Source organism: Variovorax beijingensis, from assembly GCF_003951285.1.
In the GTDB taxonomy this organism is placed as follows: domain Bacteria; phylum Pseudomonadota; class Gammaproteobacteria; order Burkholderiales; family Burkholderiaceae_C; genus Variovorax; species Variovorax beijingensis.
Map to the genome: position 1 here is coordinate 85,221 of NZ_RXFQ01000011.1, position 20,372 is coordinate 105,592.

The window sequence follows — 20,372 nt, forward strand, 5'->3', positions numbered from 1 at the left end:
CACTACAACGGAGACAAACCGATGAACAGCAAACGCAATACCCTCAAGGCCATCGCCGCCTGCGCCCTGGCGGCCACCGCGCTGGGCACGGCCGGCATCGCCGGCGCGCAGACCAAGCTCAAGTGGGCGCATGTCTACGAAACCTCGGAACCGTTCCACAAGTACTCCGTGTGGGCCGCGGAAGAAATCAAGAAGCGCACCAACGGCAAGTACGACATCCAGGTGTTCCCGGCCTCCAGCCTGGGCAAGGAGTCGGACATCAACCAGGGCCTGACGCTCGGCACGGTCGACATCGTGCTGACCGGCGCGAGCTTCGCGGGCAACACCTACAAGCCGCTGGCCGTGACCTACTTTCCGTTCATCTTCCGCGACTCGGAGCATCTGCTGAAGTACGCCAAGAGCGATGTGTTCAAGGAGCTTGCCAAGGGCTACGACGACAAGAGCGGCAACCACATCACGGCGCTCAACTACTACGGCGCGCGCCATGTCACCTCGAGCGCCGCGAGGCCCGTTGCCAAGCCCGAAGACATGAAGGGCCTGAAGATCCGCGTGCCCGACGCGCCGGCCTACCTGGCCTTCCCCAAGGCGCTGGGCGCCAATGCCACGCCCATTGCGTTCGCCGAGGTCTACCTTGCGCTGCAGAACAACACGGTCGATGCGCAGGAGAACCCGCTGCCCACCATCGAGGCCAAGAAGTTCTTCGAGGTGCAGAAGAACATCTCGCTCACGGGCCACATCATCGACTCGCTGCTGACCGTGGTCTCCGGCCAGCTGTGGGGCAAGCTCTCGGCCGACGAGAAGAAGGTCTTCACCGACGTGATGCAGGAGGCCGCCGAAAAGACCGGCCGCGACATCATCGCCTCGGAAATCCGCCTGACCGAGGAGTTCAAGAAGCGCGGCAACAACGTGATCACGGTGGACAAGGCCGCATTCCGCGAAGCCGTGCTGAAGAACACCAAGCCCACGGACCACGGCTACCGCCAGCAGGACTACGACCGCATCGTAAGCATCAAGTAACCCCCCGGGCGCTGGCATGACTGAACCGAAGATCATCGACGACGAAGGGCATTTCCATGCGGAAGACGAGGCCGTCGACCTTTCCCACACCATCGCCGAAGGCTGGATCTCGCTCGCGATCTTCTGGATGCTCGCGCTCACGGTGTTCTACCAGTTCGTCACGCGCTACGTGATGAACGACTCGGCCGCATGGACCGAGGAGGTGGCGCGCTACATGCTGATTGCGGTGGTCTTCATCGGCGCCGCCATCGGGGTCGCGAAGAACAACCAGATCCAGGTCGACTTCTTCTACCGCCACATGCCGGCGGCCATGGGCCGCTGGATGTCGCGTGCGGTCGACGTGCTGCGCACCGTGTTCTTCGCCGCGGCCGTGGTCATGACGGTGCAGATGATGCTGAAGATCGGCAACACCACGCGCATGACCATCGTCGATGCGCCGATGAACATCGTCTACGGCCTGTGCCTGTTCGGCTTCATCGCGATGACCTGGCGCTCGGTCCAGGTGGCGCGCATCCACTGGAAGCGCGGCTACAGCGTGCTCGAACGCCCCGAGTCCACGCTGGCAGACCGCTGATGAGCCCGAAGAGAACAACTGCATGCTGAAAATATTCTTCCTTGTCTTCATGGCGGGCGGCATTCCGGTGGCCGTGGCCATGGCCGGCGCCTCGCTGGCCTACATCGTGGCGAGCGGCAGCCTGCCGCCCTTCGTCGTGATCCACCGCATGGTGAGCGGCATCGACAGCTTTCCGCTGCTGGCGGTGCCCTTCTTCATCCTGGCCGGCAACCTGATGAACAACGCGGGCATCACCACCCGCATCTACAACTTCGCGCTCGCGCTGGTGGGCTGGCTCAAGGGCGGGCTGGGCCATGTGAACGTGCTCGGCTCGGTGATCTTCGCGGGCATGAGCGGCACCGCCATTGCCGATGCCGCGGGCCTGGGCACGATCGAGATCAAGGCGATGAAGGAGCACGGCTATTCGACCGAGTTCGCGGTGGGCGTGACCGCCGCCTCGGCCACGCTGGGCCCGATCATTCCGCCCAGCCTGCCCTTCGTGATCTACGGGATGATGGCCAATGTGTCGGTGGGGGCGCTGTTCCTCGCCGGCATATTGCCCGGCGCACTGCTGGCCATTTTGATGATGCTCACGGTGGCCTACTTCGCGCACCGCAACGGCTGGGGCGGCGACGTCAAGTTTTCGAGCACCCGCTTCTTCAAGGCCATGTGCGAGCTCGCCGTGGTGGTCGGCTGGCCCCTTTTGATCTGGCTGCTGGTTTCGAAGCTGGACACGCCGCCGCAGCTCACGGTGTTTGCGGGCCTCGCATCGCTGTTCGTGCTCGACCGGATCTTCCGCTTCGAGGCGCTGCTGCCCATCATGACGCCGGTGCTGCTGATCGGCGGCATGAGCACGGGCCTGTTCACCCCCACCGAGGGCGCGATTGCCGCCTGCGTGTGGGCAATGATCCTGGGCTTCGCCTGGTACAAGACGCTGTCGTGGAAGATGTTCGTCAAGGTCTGCCTCGACACCATCGAGACCACGTCCACCGTGCTGTTCATCGTGGCGGCCGCCTCGATCTTCGGCTGGATGCTCACCGCCACCGGCGTGACCACCGACATTGCGAACTGGGTGCTGGGCTTCACCAAGGAAGCCTGGGTGTTCCTGCTGCTGGCCAACCTGCTGATGCTGTTCGTGGGCTGCTTCCTGGAGCCCACGGCCGCCATCACCATCCTGGTTCCGATCCTGCTGCCGATTGCCACCCAGCTGGGCGTGGACCCGATCCACTTCGGCCTGGTGATGGTGCTGAACCTGATGATCGGCCTGCTGCATCCGCCGATGGGCATGGTGCTGTTCGTGCTGGCGCGCGTGGCGGGCCTGAGCTTCGAGCGCACCACCATGGCGATCCTGCCGTGGCTCATTCCGCTGCTGCTGGCGCTGGCGGTGATCACCTATGTGCCTTCATTGGTACTCTGGCTCCCGAAAATGTTCTTCTGATCCCCAACACAACACGAGTTCCACGATGAATCCCTTCATTCGCCTGCATCCGGCCGACGATGTCGTGATCGCGCGCAGCCAGCTGGTCGGCGGCGCCAAGGTCGAAGACTTTGCCGTGCGCGGCCTGATTCCCGCCGGGCACAAGGTGGCGACGCACGCCATTGCCGTCGGCGAACCGGTGCGCCGCTACAACCAGATCATCGGCTTCGCGAGCAAGCCGATCGCGGCCGGCGAGCATGTACACACGCACAACCTCGACATGGGCCCCGACAAGGGCGACTTCGAACGCGACTACGCCTTCGGCGCCGACGTGAAGCCCGCGCCCGCGAAGCGCGAGGCCACCTTCATGGGCATCAGGCGGGCGGACGGCCGCGTGGCCACGCGCAACTACATCGGCGTGCTCACGAGCGTGAACTGCTCGGCCACCGCGGCGCGCGCCATTGCCGACCACTTCTCGCGCAAGACCAATCCATCGGCGCTGGCCGGCTACCCGAACGTCGACGGCATCGTGGCGCTCACCCACGGCACGGGCTGCGGCATGGACACGCAGGGCATGGGCATGCAGATCCTGGAGCGCACGCTCACGGGCTATGCCACGCACCCCAACTTTGCGGGCGTGCTGGTGGTGGGCCTCGGGTGCGAGGCGAACCAGATCAATGCCTGGCTCGCGACCGGGCACCTGGCCGAAGGCGAGAACTTCCGCACCTTCAACATCCAGGACACCGGCGGCACGCGCAAGACGGTCGAGAAGGGCATCGCGCTGATCAACGAAATGCTGCCGCGCGCCAATGCGGTGAGGCGCGAGCCCTGCAGCGCGGCGCACATCACGATCGGGCTGCAGTGCGGCGGCTCGGACGGGTACTCCGGCATCAGTGCGAATCCTGCGCTCGGTGCGGCGGTCGACCTGCTGGTGGCGCATGGCGGGACGGCCATCCTGAGCGAGACGCCCGAGGTCTATGGCGCCGAGCATCTGCTCACGCGCCGCGCCGTCAGGCGCGAGGTCGGCCAGAAACTGGTGGACCGCATCAAGTGGTGGGAGCACTACACCGAGATCAACGAAGGCGAGATGAACAACAACCCCTCGCCGGGCAACAAGGCCGGCGGCCTCACGACCATCCTCGAAAAGTCGCTCGGCGCCGTGGCCAAGGGTGGCACCAGCAATCTCGAGGCGGTGTACGAATACGCCGAACCGGTCACGGCGCACGGCTTCGTGTACATGGACACGCCGGGCTACGACCCCGTGAGCGCCACCGGGCAGGTCGCGGGCGGCGCGAACGTCATCTGCTTCACGACCGGGCGCGGCTCGGCCTACGGCTGCGCGCCCTCTCCTTCGCTCAAGCTCGCGACCAACTCGGCGCTGTGGCAGCGGCAGGAAGAGGACATGGACATCAACTGCGGCGAGATCGTGGATGGCACCAGCTCGATCCAGGAGATGGGCCAGCGCATCTTCGAACTGGTGCTGGCCACCGCGTCCGGCGAGCCTTCGAAGAGCGAGAAACATGGCTACGGCCAGAACGAATTCGTGCCCTGGCAAGTCGGCGCGGTCATGTAGCTCACCCCCAGGCTGCGCGCACTTCGTGTCGCTTCGCCCTCCCCCTCTCCGGGGGCAACACCAGCGGCCCGGCAAAGCCGGTTCCGCGGTGTTTCACGAATGGGCCGCGGCCCTTGATCAAACCCATGGAGTCAACTGATGCCCAAGACTGTTCCCGCCGCAGCGTTGCGATCGCAATGCGCCCGCATCCTCGAAGCCGCCGGCAGCACGCCGGCCGAAGCCGCGCAGGTGGCCGACAACCTGGTGCTGGCCAACCTGAGCGGCCATGATTCGCACGGCGTGGGCATGCTGCCGCGCTATGTCGATGCGGTGGCCGAAGGCGGGCTCGTGCCCAATGCCGCGGTCAAGGTCAACACCGACATCGGCACCCTGCTCGCGCTCGACGGCCAGCATGGCTACGGCCAGATCGTCGGCGTGCAGGCGATGGCGCTCGGCATCGAGCGGGCCAAGCAGCACGGCAGCTGCATCTTCACGCTCGCCAATGCGCACCACCTGGGCCGCATCGGGCATTTCGCCGAAATGGCGACGGCCGAGGGCCTGGTCTCGATGCACTTCGTCAACGTGCTGTCGCGGCCCGTGGTGGCGCCGTGGGGTGGCGGCGACGGACGCTTCGGCACCAACCCGTGCTGCATCGGCATTCCGCTGGCGGGCGCCGAGCCTTTCCTGCTCGACTTTGCCACCAGCCGCGTGGCCCAGGGCAAGATGCGCGTCGCCCACAACAAGGGCGAACGGGTGCCCGACGGCTACCTGATCGACGAGCGCGGCGCGCCCACCAACGACCCGGGCGTGGTGGTGGTGCCTCAGGCCAACGGCCTGTTCGGCGCGCTCATGACCTTCGGCGAGCACAAGGGCTACGGCATGGCGATGGCCTGCGAGCTGCTGGGTGGCGCGCTCACGGGCGGCGGCACCTGGCACCGCCCGGCCGACACGGCGCGCACGGTGCTCAACGGCATGCTGACGATCCTGATCGACCCCGCCAAACTGGGAACCCAGGCCAGCTTCGCGCAGGAAGCGACGGCCTTCGTCGACTGGCTGCGCCAGAGCCCGCCGGGCGCCGGCTTCGACCAGGTGCAGATCGCGGGCGAACCGGAGCGCGCTGCACGCATGGCGCGCGAGCGCGACGGCATCTGGCTGGACGATGCGACCTGGGGCGAGATCGTCGCGGCCGGAACGAAGGTGGGCGTGGCCGTCGCCTAGGCGCTCAGCGCCGCGCCTTGCGCGACTTCTGGCTCAGCACGATCGCAATGCCGCCCAGAATGGCCACCGAGCCGGCCGCCAGCCGCGGCGTGATCGCCTCCGACAGCAGCAGCACGCCGCCGAACGCAGCCAGCAGCGGCACCGACAGCTGCACGGTGGCTGCCTGCATGGCCGAAAGACGGGCCAGCGCCGCATACCAGACGACATAGCCGAGGCCCGAGGTCAATGCGCCGGAGGCCACGGCCAGCGCGATGCCGGTCGCATCGGCATGGGCGCGCATCATGAAGGCAAGGCTCAGCGCCAGGGCCAGCGGCACGGCCCGCAAGAAGTTGCGGCCCGTGGCGGCCAGCGGATCGGGCACGCCGCGGCCGCGCAGCGAATACACGCCCCACGCCACGCCGGCGACAGCCATCAGCACGGCGCCGAGCAGCGGCGGCGCCGCGACGCCCGGCAGCACCAGGTAGACCAGCCCGCCGGCCGCCAGCACGAAGCCGAGCCATGCCACGGGTCCGAAGCGCTCACCCGAACCCAGGCCCGCGCCCAGCATCGTGAGCTGCACCGCGCCGAACAGGATCAGCGCGCCCGTGCCCGCAGAGAGGCTGAGGTAAGCGAAGGAAAAGAAGGCGACGTAGGCGAACAGCATGGCCGCCGCAAGCCAGTCGGCACGGCCGGGCGCGGCAGGCCGTGCCCGGAAATGAACGACGAGCGCGAGCGTGATCGCGCCCGAAACCAGCCGGATGCTGCCGAAGCTGGCCGGATCGATGCCCCGCTGCTGCAACGCCAGCCGACACAGCAGCGAATTGGCCGCGAACGCGACCATGGCCACCGCGGTCAGGGCGACGGTCTGCAGGGTGGACGGCGCGCGACGCACCTCGGACATGGCTTCAGACATGCGTCGCCACCATGAAGACAGCCCAGCCCAGCAGCGCGAACCCGAGCGGCGCGCTCAGGCGGCGGCCCCAGGGAACGTTCTTTTCCAGCGCCATGACGGCGGCCAGCAGAAGCATCCAGCCGAGGCTGCCGGTGCCCAGCGCGAACATCAGCAGCATCAGCGCCCAGCAGCAGCCGACGCAGAACAGGCCGTGGTGCGTGCCCAGCGCGAACGCCTGGCGGGCTTGCGCGTGGCCGCGCCAGTGCTCGATGACAAAGCTGAGCGGCGTGCGGCACTTCTCGAGGCACTTGTGCTTGAGGCTGCTGAACTGGAAGGCGCCGGCCAGCGCGATGGTCGCGGCGCCGATCACCCAGCCGTGCCAGGCCAGCGTGGGCGCGCTGGCGAGCAGCGCCAGCACCGCACTGTGGAGCCCGTGCGCCAGCAGCCCGAAGGCACCCCACACGGCCATGTAGCCGAGCCCCAGCATCACGAGCAGGCGCGCATGGTCCGGCCGCCCCGCGGTCAGGCGGTCGAAGGCGTTGAACAGCGGCAGCGTGGTCGGCAGCATCATGGCCATGGTCATGAGGATCCACGCCACCGCATAGAGGACCGCCGGCACGATCACGCCGCCGGCGGGAATGGCCTGGCACAGGAACGCGGCCGGCCCCGAGACGGTCCAGTCGCCGTGTTCGAGATAGCGTCCGTATGGGCTGCGCGCCCAGGCCCACAACGCCAGCCACGCAAGCATGGCCAGCGCGGCAAGAACCGGCAGGAACACGCGGCGGTGGCGCACGGCGTTGCGCGGAGGCAAGCCGGCCGTCGGGTTCATGCGTCGAAGACGAAAGTGCTCTGCAGGGCGTTGTGGTTCTTGATGTCGAGGTCGATGCCAAGGGCAGGGTTCTTCGACCGGTAGGTGGGCGCCTTGCCGACGAACACCGGCGCGCCCGGCACCGTGGAGAACACGGTGTCCGACAGCGTGGTCTGGCCGCCGGTCGCGCCGCGGTAGGGTTCGAGTTCGGCGTAGTAGTCCTTGCCGATTTCCAGCTCGCCCTTGCCTTCGTTCACGGTGAAGCGGATCGGCGCCCGCTCGACCGACACCACCTGGCCGATGAGAGCGGCCAGATCGGCGATCGGCCCGCCGGCCTTCCCGGTATAGACCTTGAGCAGCGCTTCTTCCTGTTCCTTGGAGGCTTTGTCGTCGACGAAGATCGCCGCCGTCCAGTTGCCTTCGAGGATGTTTCCGGGCACATGCGCCACGGCCGCGATGGTGTTGCCGCCGACGTCGACGCCGTCGACCGTTCCCTTGTCGATGCGCCAGGCGACGATGGTGTCGCAGGTGCCGTTGTCAGGGTCCTCGCCGATCCAGCAGGGACACAGGACGTTGCAGTTGCATACCTCGAGCAGGCGACCTTCCAGGTGATAGCTCATACGAACCTCCATTCAGAAGCCACACGAACACGGAACTTGTCGCCGCGACTTGGCGGCAAGGGGGCGCTGATCCTACGCTTTGCAACAGGGCAAGTCGAGCGCGATGCCCGGCCCCAGCGCAGTACCCTGGGTACCCAGGGTACATGGCCCGCCGCGGATCAGCTGCGGCTTGCGTCGTGCGCCGGCTTGCCGACCTGCACGCTCACTTCCTCGCCCCTGAGCTTCGCCTGCACGGCCTTGATGGCCCTGTCGAGCCGCGCGCCGTAGTCGGCATCGGCCTGGCGGAAGTAGCTCACCGAACGGTCGATGATGTCCTGCCGCGTCACCGCGCCCAGGCCGCCCGCGATGTTGTTCACCAGGCGCTGCTTCGCTTCCTCGTCCATCAGCCGATAGAGGTCGCCGGCCTGCACGAAGTCGGTGTCCTCGGGGTGCTTCTGCCACTGGTGGCTGCCGGTCCAGCCATGGATCTCGAGCGGCGCGTAGATGGGTTCGTTGCTCTGCTTGGGCGCGTCGCTGAAGCTGTTGGGCTCGTAGTTGGGGCCGCGCCCGCCGTTGCCGTCGCCGCGCATCGCGCCGTCGCGGCCGTAGTTCTGCGCCGTGGTGGCATGCGGGCGGTTCACCGGCAGCTGCGTGTGGTTGATGCCCAGGCGATAGCGCTGCGTGTCGCCGTAGCTGAACAGCCGGCCCTGCAGCATCTTGTCGGGCGAGGGGCCGATGCCGGGCACGAAGTTGGCCGGGTTGAACGCCGCCTGCTCGATCTCGGCAAAGTAATTGTCGGGATTGCGGTTGAGCGTGAGGATGCCGATGTCGATCTTCGGATAGTCCTTGTGCGACCAGACCTTGGTCAGGTCGAAGGGGTTGAAGCGGTAGGTCTGCGCCTCGGCCACCGGCATGATCTGCACCTGCACCTTCCAGCTCGGGAACTCGCCGCGCTCGATGGAATGCAGCAGGTCGAGGTGGTGGTGGTTCGGGTTTTCTCCGCCCACGCGCTGCGCCTCCTCGGCCACGAAGGTCTCGATGCCCTGGTTGGTCTTGAAGTGGTACTTGACCCAGAAGGCCTCGCCCTTGGCGTTCACCCACTGGAAGGTGTGGGAGCCGAAGCCGTCCATATGGCGGTAGCTCTTCGGAATGCCGCGGTCGCCGAACAGCCAGGTGAACTGGTGCGTGGCTTCGGGCGAGTGCGAGAAGAAGTCCCAGGCGTTGTTGGGCTCCTGCACGTGGCTGTAGGGGTCGCGCTTCTGCGAGTGGATGAAGTCGGGGAACTTGAGCGGATCGCGGATGAAGAAGACCGGCGTGTTGTTGCCGACGAGGTCGTAGTTGCCGTCTTCCGTGTAGAACTTGAGCGCGAAGCCGCGCGGGTCGCGCACGGTGTCGGCCGAGCCGAGCTCGAGCGCCACGGTCGAGAAGCGCGCGAGCACCTCGGTCTTCTTGCCGACTTGGCCGAGGAACTTGGCTTTCGTCCATTTGGACACGTCGGCCGTCACTTCGAAGGTGCCGAAGGCGCCCGAACCGCGCGCATGCACCACGCGCTCGGGAATGCGCTCGCGGTCGAAGCGCGCCAGCTTCTCGATCAGGTTGTGGTCCTGCATCAGCACGGGGCCGCCGGGGCCGGCGGTCTGCGACTGCTGGTTGTTCTCGACGGGCGCGCCGTTTTCGGTGGTGAGCTTGCGGGAATCGGTCATGGGTGGGCTTTCCTCTGGAGTTGTAGGGGCCCATGCATTCTGTCAATGAATGCAGCCCTGCTGCATCACATTGAGCTATCGCCTCGATAGGCGGCCCGCCGAAGGCCGCCCGAGGCTCTAGACGATCAGCGCGATCGTGGCTTCGAGGTGCTCCGACGGCGCCCGACGGAAGCCCGAGCGCGTGAAGCGCTGCAGCTGGCCGACCACGAAGGCCGTGAGCGCCGCGGCGCGCACCTGCGCATCCACGCTCGGCGTGGCCGAGCCGTCCGCGGCGGCCGCCCCGCGCAGTACCTGGCGCAGGGTGGCCTCGATCTTGTCGAAGAACTGGTTCATGCGCTGCTGGAGCCGCTCGTTCTCGAACACCAGCGCATCGCCGACCATGACGCGCGTCATGCCGGGGTTGCGCTCGGCAAACTGCACGAGCAGCGTGAGGATTCTTGCGGCCTGCTGGGCCCCGGTCGCGCCTTCGCGCTCGAGGATCTGGTTCACCAGCGTGAAGACGCTCTGCTCGATGAAGTCGATCAGGCCCTCGAACATCTGGGCCTTGCTCGCGAAGTGGCGGTACAGCGCGGCCTCGCTGACGTCGAGCCGCGCAGCCAGTGCCGCGGTCGTCACCCGCTCGGCGCCGGGCTGCTCGAGCATGGCGGCCAGCGCCTGCAGGATCTGCACGCGCCGCTCCCCGGGCTTGGGGCGTTTTCGGACCGGCGCGACGGGTGTCAGCGTCTCGGTCTGGGTTTCTATGCCGGGATAGCTTGTCTCTTCGTTCTGCATGGAAGCGCGTGCAAAGATGTAATCAATTGATTCTCGCACAGGGCCGCGCAGTGAGCGCGCGCAAACCGGCCCCGGGAAAGCTCGTACAGAATCGGCTCATTCAACCAAGCAAGAGTTCTCATGGCCCCAAAAAGCGTTCTGGTGACGGGTGGCGCAGGTTTCATCGGCAGCCACACCTGCGTCGCGCTGGCCACCGCCGGATACACACCGGTGATTCTCGACAATCTGGGCAACAGCGACATCCGGGTATTGGAGCGGTTGCGGCAGATCACCGGCAGCGCCCCGCGGCTGATCCAGGGCGACGTGCGCGACCGGGCCCTGCTCGACCGCGTGCTGGGCGAAGAAAGCTTTTCGGCCGTGATCCACTTCGCGGGCCTCAAGGCCGTCGGCGACTCGGTGGCCGACCCGCTCACCTACTACGACAACAACGTGCACGGCAGCCTCGTGCTCGCCTCGGCCATGCAGCAGGCGGGCGTGCGGACGCTGATCTTCTCGTCGTCCGCCACGGTGTACGGCGAACCCGACCACTCGCCCATTCCGGAGGACGCGCCCTGCAGGCCGGCCAATCCCTACGGGCGCTCCAAGCGCATGGTGGAAGAGGCTTTGGCCGACCTGCACCGCGCGCAGCCCGGCTGGCGCATTGCGCTCTTGCGGTATTTCAACCCGGTCGGCGCCCACGAAAGCGGGCTCATCGGCGAACACCCGCAGGGCAAGCCGAACAACCTGATGCCCTTCGTGTGCCAGGTGGCCGTGGGACAGCGCGACAAGCTGCTGATCCACGGCAACGACTATCCCACGCCCGACGGCACCGGCGTGCGCGACTACGTGCATGTGATGGACCTCGCCGAAGGGCACGTGGCGGCCCTGCGCCATGCGCAAGGCCATGCCGGGCTGGTCACGCTGAACCTCGGCACCGGCCGCGGCGCCTCCGTGCTGGAGGTGGTGCATGCCTTCGAGCGCGCGAGCGGTGGTCCGCTGCCTTATGAGATCGGTCCGCGCCGGCCCGGCGACGTGCCCGCGTACTGGGGCGACCCGTCGCTTGCGGAGGCCACGCTGGGCTGGCGCGCGCACCGCGGGCTCGACCAGATGTGCGCCGACAGCTGGCGCTGGCAGCAAGGCAATCCCAACGGATACGACACCCTCGCCGCGGATCGCTAGCGGCCTTGGCCGCAGACGGCCCGGCTCGGCTCGGCTCGGCTCGGGGCATCAGCTTGCCGCATCGAAATCAGACAAGTGCTGGTATCCAGTCGGCACGTTGTCCTTCAGGTCGCGGCAATCGGTTGAGTACGCTGGTAACGAGCACATACATCCGTACTGAATAAGCCAAAGCTCAAACAGGCTGTTACCCGCCTGCGGTCCTTCCATGGCTGCTTCTCTCGATATTCTGAATCGGTGGGACCTCTGCACGCCAGAGAGCCCTTGGTACTGCCGACCCTTGAAGACTTGGAGAATGATTTGTCTATCGATCAAGCGCGATATGCCCATTGGGCAGCAGCGTGCAGGTTTTCATCTTTCACGGATGCCGCGTACAGGGCATGGACCGAAGCGGAAGCTTCGTGCGCCAAAGCAGAAGATCCGGCGCTGCGCCTGGAACTGGCGCATCTCCCCTACCGGCATGGCATCACCTTCGCCATCGCCGACAGCGGCAACGATGCAGAGTTGCACGCCACGCTGGCCTCGCTTTCGGCGCAGTTGTGCCAGCGCTTCGATGCGGTGGTGGCCTGCGCCCCTTCGCGCGCGGAAGCGGTCACCCACGCGCTCCTGTTCGTTCGCGATTCGATCAACGTCCGCCTCGTGACCGCGAGCGCGCCGGCAAGCCTGCTCGAGTTGCACCAGCTTGCGCTCGAGCACACGGCCGAGACCTGGTTCGGGGTGATCCTCGCGGGCGACCGGCTCGCGCCGCAGGCCGTCTCATCGATTCAGTTCACGCTCGCGAAGTGGCCGGATGCGGCCGTCATCTATGCGGACGAGGACTGGATCGCCGAGGGCCAGGCGCGATGCAAGCCGCGCTTCAAGTCGGCATGGGATCCTGAAGCGCAGCTCGGCTTCGACCTGCTGGACGGCCTGTGCGTGATGAAGCACGCCAACGTCCTCGCGGCCGGGGGCTTTCGCGCCGAATTCGAACCGGCCGCCAGCTACGACCTGCGCTGCAGGGTGGCCATGCCGCTGCCCTGCAGCCAGGTGCGCCATATTCCCTCGGTGCTGTACCACCGGCAGGTCCCGCCGATCATGGATGCGGGCGACACGCGGCAGGCCGTGGAGGCCTATGCGGCCGCGGCCCGGAGGGTGGCGGCTGAAGCGGCGTTCCGGCAGACGGGCATGGCGGCCGAGGTGCTGCCCTCGCCGATCGCGGAGTTCGTGAACCATGTCCGCCGCCCACTGCCCAACCCCGCGCCACGGGTGAGCGTGCTCGTGCCGACGCGCGACCGCGCCAATCTGGTGAGGACCTGCCTGGACGGCCTGCTGCGCAAGACCGACTATCCGGATTTCGAAGTCCTCATCCTCGACAACGACAGCGTCGAGCCCGCGACGCTGTCCCTCTTCACGGAGCTGGCCGCGGACCCTCGCGTGCGCGTGCTCCGCGTGCCCGGCCCTTTCAATTTCTCGACCATCAACAACGTCGGCGTGCAGGCCTCGACCGGCGAGGTGCTGCTCTTCCTGAACAACGACATCGAGATCCTCGATGGCGGCTGGCTCAGGGAGATGGTCGGCGAAGCCATGCGGCCGGACATCGGCTGCGTGGGCGCCAAGCTCCTGTACGGCGACGGCACGGTCCAGCACGCCGGCGTCATGCTGCAGAGCGGCCCGCTCGCGATGCATGTCTGCCGCACCGACGGCGCCACCGACACCGGCCTGGACGGGCGGCTCGCCGGCACGCGCGACTACCTGGCGGTCACGGGAGCCTGCCTCGCGGTTCGGCGCTCGGTGTTCGAGCAGGTGGGCGGCTTCGACGGCGAGCACCTGCCGGTGGCCTACAACGACATCGACCTGTGCCTGAAGGTGAACGATGCGGGCTACCGCAACATCTGCACGCCGTTCGCCTCCCTGCTGCACCTCGAAAGCGCCTCGCGCGGGCATGACCATGTTTCCGAAGAGAAGCAACAGCGGGCGCAGCGCGAGCAGGCGCACGCCAGCACCAAGTGGATCGATCGCTTCGAACACGACCCCTATCACAACCCGAATGTCCAGCTGGACTGGCTCACCGGCGCGCACCTGGCCCACAACGCCGGCCAGCGCTGGCAGCTCGCGCGCTGAGGCGTGCGCGGCGGTTTCATCGACTTTCTAGCGGAGGCCCGGACTCGTCCGGGCAGGAATACAAATGAAAGAACCCACCCTCATTCTTCCGACGGTCGACAGGTCGCTCGACGTGCTGACGCACCCGGTGCTGGACCCTCTCTTCTGGACGCCGCACCTGCTGGGCAAGGCCAGCGCCTGGTGGACCCATACGCCGTTCGCGTTCTGGATCGTGGCCGCCTGCAAGCCGGGCCTGCTGGTGGAACTGGGCACGCACAACGGCGTGTCGTACGCGGCGTTCTGCGAGGCCGTTGCGCGGCTCAAGTCGGCCACGCGCTGCTACGCCGTGGACACCTGGGCCGGAGACGAGCATGCCGGGCATTTCGACGCGCAGGTCTACCACGAGCTTCGCGACTTCCACGACAAGCACTTCAGCGCCTTCTCCGAACTCCTCAAGTCCACCTTCGACGACGCCCTGCCGTACTTTGCCGACGGCTCCATCGACCTGCTGCACATCGACGGCTTCCATACCTACGAGGCGGTCAAGCACGACTTCGAGACCTGGCTTCCCAAGCTGTCGGACAAGGCCGTGGTGCTGTTCCACGACACCAATGTGCGCAGCGGCAATTTCGGCGTCTTCCGCTTCTTCGCCGAGCAGGCACTGCACTATCCCTCGTTCGAGTTCCTGCACGGCCACGGGCTCGGCGTGCTGGCCGTGGGCGACCGCGCGCCTGCCGCCGCCATGGCGCTGTGCAACCTCGAACCCGAGCGCGCCGATGCCGCCAGGGCGCGCTTCGCGCACCTGGGAACGCGCTGGTTCGTGACCACGCGCGAGCAGCTCGGCTCGGCCGAACTGCATCAGCGCATCCACGAGGCCAATGCCCTGCGCGCGCCGGTGGAAGCCGAGCTGGCGCAGGTGGCGGCCGCCCGCGCGGCCGAGGCCGAGGCGCGCGCCAGCGCCGAAGGCCAGGTGAACGCGCTGTCCCACGAGGTGGCCCAGAAGGCCGCCCAGCTGGAAGACCTGAACAGGCAGGCCAGCGATGCACACGCAAAGGCCGCCCAGGCCGAAGCCGCCGCCCGCGCAACCGGCTTCGCCCACGAGCAGGCGAACCGGCGCGTGGCGGAGCTCAGGAATGTCGTGGCGCAGTTGGCCACCGACCTGAACAAGACCCGCGACGAGCTGAACGAGACCAGCGAAGCCAGGAGCCTGCAGCAGCGCACCGCGCTGGCCTGGAAAAGTCTTGCCGACCGGAAGGAAGACCGGGTCGAATCGCTGATGGAGCGCTTCACGCGCCTGCGGGTCGATCCGTCCCTAGGCGTGAAGGCCAGGCTGCGCAGGCGCCTGCGGCTGCTTGCCCGGCGCCTTGCCGGCAAGCCGGTGGACCTGGGGGCGGTGGAGATCGTCCGGTTCTCGCCCTACTTCGACCGCGAGTGGTACCTGAAGACCTACCCCGACGTCGCATCGGCCGGCACAGACCCCGCGGAGCACTACGTCGCCCACGGCGCGGCCGAAGGACGCCAGCCCGGCCCGTGGTTCTCCGGCACCGAATACACGGCGCGCCACGGGGACGCCGCGGGCTTCAATCCGCTGATTCACTACACGCTGGTGGGTGCGCGAGAGGGCCGGCGCGCCGGCCTGCTCGGCAGCGACGACACCGAGCCGCCCCCCATTCCTGCGTTGCCCAGCCGGGTGTTCTCGATCTTCTACGTTTCCGGCGAGGCGCATACGCCCGGCCATCTGTACCGGGTCGCCCGCTACATCGAGGCGGCGCGGATGAACGGCGTGCCGGCGGAATGGGTCCGGCAGGAAGATCTCGAGGCACGGCTCGAGCTGACGTCACGGCACGACGTGATGATTCTCTGGCGCACCCAGTGGAGCCCCGTGCTCGAAAAAGCCATCGGGCTGATGCATGCGCAGGGCAAGAAGGTGGTGTTCGACATCGATGACCTGATGATCGAACCCGACCTGGCCGACACCAAGGTGATCGACGGCATCCGCTCCAATGCCCATCCGGAAGCCGCGGTGCGCGAGCTCTTCGCCAGCGTGCGCCGCGCCATGCTCGCGGCCGACGTGTGCATTGCCAGCACCCAGGAGCTGGCCTATCACATGCGCTGGGCGGGCAAGTCCACCCATGTGCTGTTCAACGGCTTCGACGACCAGACCTTCGAGCTCTCCAGGCGCAGCGCACGGCAGTGGCGCAGCGCGCGGACCGACAGCCTGGTGCGCATCGGCTATGCCGGCGGATCGCGGACGCACCAGCGCGACCTGGGCCTGGCCATCGAGGCGATTGCGCGCGTGCTGCGCGAGAACGAGCTGTGCCGGCTGGTGCTCTTCCGGACCGAATCGGGCATGCGCCTGGTCGATGTGGAGGAATACCCGGTGATGGCCGGCTTGGAGCACCGCATCGAATGGCGGCCCTTCCAGACCCTGGAGACACTGCCGCGCGAAATCGCGCGCTTCGACATCAACATCGCACCGCTGGAATTCGGCAACCCGTTCTGCGAGGCCAAGAGCGAATTGAAGTTCTTCGAGGCCGCGCTGGTCGACGTTCCGACCATCGCGTCGCCGACCGGGCCGTTCACGCGGGCCATCGAGCACGGCGTGTCGGGCTTCCTGGCCGCGAGCGCCGACGACTGGTACCACCATCTGTCGACCCTGGCGTCGGACCCGGCACTGAGGGCCAGCGTCGGCTCGGCCGCATTCCTGCGCGCGATGGCCTCGTACGGGCCGCTGCAGCGGGCCACGCAATTCGGCCGCGTGCTCGACCAACTGCAAGGCGACGCCCTGGCCGCACGGGCCTTTGCGCTCGATGCGCGGGTTCGTTCAGCGCCGATCCGCCGGCCCCAGCTGATGCCGCTGGAAGTGCTGTTCGAGCACCGGGCCGACGAGAGCGAGCTTGCGGACGTCACTGTCGTCATCCCGCTCTACAACTACGAGCAGTTCATCGTGGAAGCGCTGGAATCCGTGCGCGCCCAGACGCTGGCGGTGCTGGACCTGGTGGTGGTGGACGACTGCTCGACCGACGGCTCGCTAAACACCGTTCTGGCATGGGCCCGGCAGCACGCCAGCCGCTTCAACCGCGTGGTGGTCGCGCGGCACGCGTCGAACAGCGGCCTGGGCCTCACGCGCAATGCGGGCTTCCACCTGGCGGACAGCCCCTACGTGCTGCCCCTGGATGCGGACAACCGGCTGCGCCCGAAGTGCTGCGAAGAACTGCGCCGCGCCATCCGTGCCGAGCGCGTGGCCTTCGCCTACCCGAGCATCCAGCACTTCGGCGCCTCCAGCGCGATGATCAGCGACTCCCGCTACGAGCCGCAGCGCTTCGTGGCCGGCAACTACGTCGATGCGATGGCGCTCGTCTCGAAGGAGGCGTGGGCGATCGTCGGCGGCTACAACCACGTTCGCCACGGCTGGGAGGACTACGACTTCTGGTGCCGGCTCGCGGAGCAGGGCCAGCGCGGCTTCTGGGAAGCGCAAACGCTCGCGGACTACCGCGTGCATGCGGGCTCGATGATCAAGGCCGAGACGACGCTCCCGCAGAATTACCAGCGGCTGATCGAGAACTTCAAGGCCCAGCATCCCTGGGTCTCGCTGATCGACGAGCGGCTCGCGCGCAAACCGCCGGCCCTGCAAGTGGCGCTGAGCGACGGCGGCGCGAAGTCGCGGCTCCAGGTGCTGCTGCCGATTCTTCGCTGTCCCAAGACCGGGCTCAAGCTGACGGCCGATGCCGAACGCGGCGCACTGGTGACGGTGGACGGCTGGCGAAGCTGGCCCGTCGTCCAGGGCCGGCCGGTTCTTTGCCAGGACATCGGCGAGCCCGAGGTCAAGCCCGCCGAGCACGTCAGCAACCCGCTACCGCCCGAGGCCCTGAAGCTCGCGAAGAGCACCAAGGGGTGGGTGCTGAATCTCAGCGGCGGAGGCTCGCAGGAAAAGATCGAGAACGTGGTGGAGGTCGAATACGGCCTGTTCAGGCACACCGACGTGGTCGCCGACGCCCACGTGCTGCCATTCGACGACGAGGTCTTCGACGCCGCGATCGTCATGAACGCCTTCGAGCACTACCGCGACCCGCAGAAGGTGGCGGCGGAGCTCCTGCGGGTGCTCAAACCCGGGGGCCGCATCCTGGTTCGCACCGCCTTCATGCAGCCGCTGCACGAGCGGCCGTGGCACTTCTTCAACTGCACCCGCTACGGGCTGGAGCAGTGGTTCCGCGAGTTCGAGGCCGAGCGCGTGCGGGTGTCGGAGAACTTCGCCCCCAGCCATGCCGTCAGCTGGCTCGCGTCGGAGTGCGAGCAGGCGCTGCGCACCAACGTGTCCGACGAAGCCGCGGAGCGCTTCCGGGAGTCCTCCACGGGCGAACTCGTGGACCTGTGGCGCGATCCGTCGCTGCGCGACACGCCGCTGTGGACCGATTTCGAGAAGCTGCCCCAGTCGGTGCAGGAGGTTGGCGCCGCGGGCTTCGAGTTCCTCGGCCGGAAACCCGCGGTGGCCAGGGTGGGCGCGAACCGCTGCTGAGGCTGCTGCGGCCTCAGCGCGCGCGGATCATCGTGCCGTAGGCCTGGTCGGTCAGGATCTCGAGCAGCATCGCGTGCGGCACGCGGCCGTCGATGATGTGCACCGCGTTCACGCCGCTCTTGGCGGCATCGAGCGCACCCTCGATCTTGGGCAGCATGCCGCCCGAGATGGTGCCGTCGGCAAACAGGTCGTCGATCTCGCGCGCGCTCAGGTTGGTAAGCAGTTTGCCGTCCTTGTCGAGCACGCCGGGCGTGTTGGTCAGCAGCATGAGCTTCTCGGCCTTGAGCACGGTGGCGAGCTTGCCGGCGACCACATCGGCGTTGATGTTGTAGCTCTCGTTCTCCTCGCCGAAGCCGATCGGGCTCACCACGGGAATGAACGCGTCGTCCTGCAGCGCCTTGACCACGCTGGGGTCGATGGAGACGATGTCGCCGACCTGGCCCACGTCGTGGTGCAGGTTGGGATCGGCGCGGTCCGCCATCTTGAGCTTCTGCGCGCGGATCATGCCGCCGTCGCGCCCGGTCAGGCCCACGGCCTTGCCGCCGGCCTGGTTGATCAGGCCCACGATGTCCTGCTGCACCTCGCCGGCCAGCACCCACTCGACCACTTCCATGGTCTCGGCGTCGGTCACGCGCATGCCCTGGATGAAGCTGCCCTTCTTGCCCAGGCGGTTGAGCGCCGCCTCGATCTGCGGGCCGCCGCCATGCACCACCACCGGGTTCATGCCGACCAGCTTCAGCAGCACCACGTCTTCCGCGAAATCGGCCTGCAGGGCCGGATCGGTCATGGCATTGCCGCCGTACTTGATGACGATGGTCTTGCCGTGGAACTTGCGGATGTACGGCAGCGCCTGGGCCAGGATCTCGGCCTTGTCGCGCGGGGGAATGTTGAGGACGGGGTCGGTCATGGGCGGGCAGGCTCCAAAACGGTGGGGACGATGGAAAGAAGGAATTCTTGCAGCACGGAAGCCGTCACGGGCGCAGCCAGCGCGGCACCTTGAATCGCACGATCATCAGGTAGGCGCCCACGTAGGTCGTGACGAACAGCAGGCAGAACAGCATCAGCACGATGGTGTTGTTCCAGAACAGCACCGCCGGCACCACCGACAGCGCGGCGAACATCCAGAGGTAGGGCGAGGTCCGGTTGTTGCGGGCGAGCAATTGCCGCGCCTCGTCGTCCGCGAACGCCACGCGCACGATGCGCCGGAAGATCAGCTGGTGGAAATGCAGCGCGTCGGCAGTGCCGGGCGACTGCCCGCGCGCGAGCTTGCGGTAGATGGAGAACAGCGTCTCCCACACCGGGTAGATCAGCAGCAGCATCGGGAACCACGGCGAGACGACGCGGTGACGCTGGACCAGCGTCACGCAGGCCAGCGCAATCACCATGCCCCACACGTAGGCGCCGCCGTCGCCGGCAAAGATCTTGCCGCGCGGATAGTTCCAGATCAGGAAGCCGATGGTGGCGCCGACCAGGCAGACCATCATGGCCGCGAGCTGGCGGTCGCCCACCTGCAGCGCCACGTGCGAAATGGCAAGGCACACCAGCACCGCCACGGTGCCGGCCAGCCCGTTGTAGCCGTCGATGATGTTGAAGGCATGCGGCAGCCCGCCGATGGCCAGGGCCGCGAACAGCACGGCGCCGTACGGCACCATGGCCAGCCAGCCGTCGACCGTCTCGATGCCGGTGCGCGACAGGCCAAGGCCCAGCACCCAGCACGCCAGCAGGGCGGAGCCGATGGTCAGCGCCAGCCGGTAACGCACCTTGACGTTCTGCGTCACGTCTTCGACGATGCCGCCGATGACCGCCGGCGCAATGCACAGCAGCGTGAGCATCGAGGTCTTGAGCGGCCAGGACACGTTGAACGGGTCGGTGCCGGTGATGCCGGAGGCCAGCCAGGCCACGCCCATGCCAAGCAGGATGCCCGCCCCCCCGAGCCGCGGCACGTGGCCCTTGTGGAAGCGCTGGGGCATGTCCGCGCCATAGAGCCGGGCGTGCCTGCGCGCGCGGCGCATGAACACCTGGACCCCGAAGGCGGAGACGAAGAAACTGATGACGATCAGAGCAATCATGTGTGGGTGTTGGGGAACCCTAGAATTCCCGAGCGAAATTAGAC

15 protein-coding genes are annotated in these 20,372 nt (G+C 67.3%); 8 read left to right on the forward strand and 7 right to left on the reverse strand.

Annotation, left to right across the window (positions count from 1 at the left end; all coding sequences use genetic code 11):
- The first annotated feature begins 21 nt into the window (after positions 1–21).
- From EJO66_RS19710 to EJO66_RS19735, 5 genes are all read left to right on the forward strand, one after another.
- On the forward strand, positions 22–1,017 hold the full coding sequence (locus tag EJO66_RS19710; RefSeq protein WP_125965831.1) for a sialic acid TRAP transporter substrate-binding protein SiaP: 996 nt from the start codon (positions 22–24) through the stop codon (positions 1,015–1,017).
- A 16-nt stretch (positions 1,018–1,033) separates the two neighbouring features.
- Positions 1,034–1,591 carry a TRAP transporter small permease gene (locus EJO66_RS19715; RefSeq protein ID WP_124959788.1) on the forward strand — a complete coding sequence of 186 codons (558 nt, stop codon included), beginning with the start codon at positions 1,034–1,036 and terminating at the stop codon, positions 1,589–1,591.
- Positions 1,592–1,613: 22 nt separating this feature from the next.
- Entirely contained in the window at positions 1,614–3,008 is a 1,395-nt protein-coding gene (locus tag EJO66_RS19720) for a TRAP transporter large permease (RefSeq protein ID WP_125965832.1), read from the forward strand.
- A gap of 25 nt (positions 3,009–3,033) precedes the next feature.
- Positions 3,034–4,560 carry a UxaA family hydrolase gene (locus EJO66_RS19725; RefSeq protein WP_125965833.1) on the forward strand — a complete coding sequence of 509 codons (1,527 nt, stop codon included), beginning with the start codon at positions 3,034–3,036 and terminating at the stop codon, positions 4,558–4,560.
- 138 nt (positions 4,561–4,698) lie between these two features.
- Positions 4,699–5,757 carry a malate/lactate/ureidoglycolate dehydrogenase gene (locus tag EJO66_RS19735; RefSeq protein WP_125965835.1) on the forward strand — a complete coding sequence of 353 codons (1,059 nt, stop codon included), beginning with the start codon at positions 4,699–4,701 and terminating at the stop codon, positions 5,755–5,757.
- Between the two features lie 4 nt (positions 5,758–5,761).
- Here EJO66_RS19735 and EJO66_RS19740 read toward each other — a convergent pair whose 3' ends face one another.
- From EJO66_RS19740 to slmA, 5 genes are all read right to left on the reverse strand, one after another.
- A complete protein-coding gene (locus EJO66_RS19740) occupies positions 5,762–6,649 on the reverse strand; it encodes a DMT family transporter (protein ID WP_124959792.1) in 888 nt (295 codons plus the stop codon).
- Entirely contained in the window at positions 6,642–7,457 is an 816-nt protein-coding gene (locus EJO66_RS19745) for a DUF2182 domain-containing protein (RefSeq protein WP_125965836.1), read from the reverse strand. Before EJO66_RS19745 ends, EJO66_RS19740 begins: the two co-directional genes overlap by 8 nt.
- Positions 7,454–8,056 carry a DUF1326 domain-containing protein gene (locus EJO66_RS19750; protein WP_124959794.1) on the reverse strand — a complete coding sequence of 201 codons (603 nt, stop codon included), beginning with the start codon at positions 8,054–8,056 and terminating at the stop codon, positions 7,454–7,456. The genes EJO66_RS19745 and EJO66_RS19750 overlap by 4 nt, the downstream gene beginning before the upstream one ends.
- Before the next feature lie 158 nt (positions 8,057–8,214).
- Positions 8,215–9,738 (reverse strand): catalase, encoded by a 1,524-nt coding sequence (locus EJO66_RS19755; protein ID WP_124959795.1) that lies wholly within the window; start codon positions 9,736–9,738, stop codon positions 8,215–8,217.
- 117 nt (positions 9,739–9,855) lie between these two features.
- Positions 9,856–10,509, reverse strand: a complete 654-nt coding sequence (slmA, locus tag EJO66_RS19760; protein ID WP_124959796.1) for a nucleoid occlusion factor SlmA — start codon at positions 10,507–10,509, stop codon at positions 9,856–9,858.
- Positions 10,510–10,629: 120 nt separating this feature from the next.
- Here slmA and galE point away from each other — a divergent pair, with 120 nt between their 5' ends.
- The 3 genes from galE (at position 10,630) to EJO66_RS19775 (ending at position 18,259) form a co-directional block, all read left to right on the forward strand.
- Positions 10,630–11,667 (forward strand): UDP-glucose 4-epimerase GalE, encoded by a 1,038-nt coding sequence (galE, locus tag EJO66_RS19765; protein WP_125965837.1) that lies wholly within the window; start codon positions 10,630–10,632, stop codon positions 11,665–11,667.
- Positions 11,668–11,964: 297 nt separating this feature from the next.
- Entirely contained in the window at positions 11,965–13,764 is a 1,800-nt protein-coding gene (locus EJO66_RS19770; RefSeq protein ID WP_240648614.1) for a glycosyltransferase family 2 protein, read from the forward strand.
- Positions 13,765–13,828: 64 nt separating this feature from the next.
- Positions 13,829–18,259 carry a class I SAM-dependent methyltransferase gene (locus EJO66_RS19775; RefSeq protein WP_125965838.1) on the forward strand — a complete coding sequence of 1,477 codons (4,431 nt, stop codon included), beginning with the start codon at positions 13,829–13,831 and terminating at the stop codon, positions 18,257–18,259.
- 13 nt (positions 18,260–18,272) lie between these two features.
- On the opposite strand, the gene argB is transcribed toward EJO66_RS19775, so the two are convergent.
- The gene (argB, locus tag EJO66_RS19780) at positions 18,273–19,166 is read right to left on the reverse strand and encodes an acetylglutamate kinase (RefSeq protein ID WP_124959799.1); all 894 of its coding nucleotides are present in this window, start codon (positions 19,164–19,166) and stop codon (positions 18,273–18,275) included.
- Between the two features lie 64 nt (positions 19,167–19,230).
- Entirely contained in the window at positions 19,231–20,328 is a 1,098-nt protein-coding gene (locus tag EJO66_RS19785; RefSeq protein ID WP_125965839.1) for a glycosyltransferase family 4 protein, read from the reverse strand.
- Positions 20,329–20,372 lie beyond the last annotated feature (44 nt).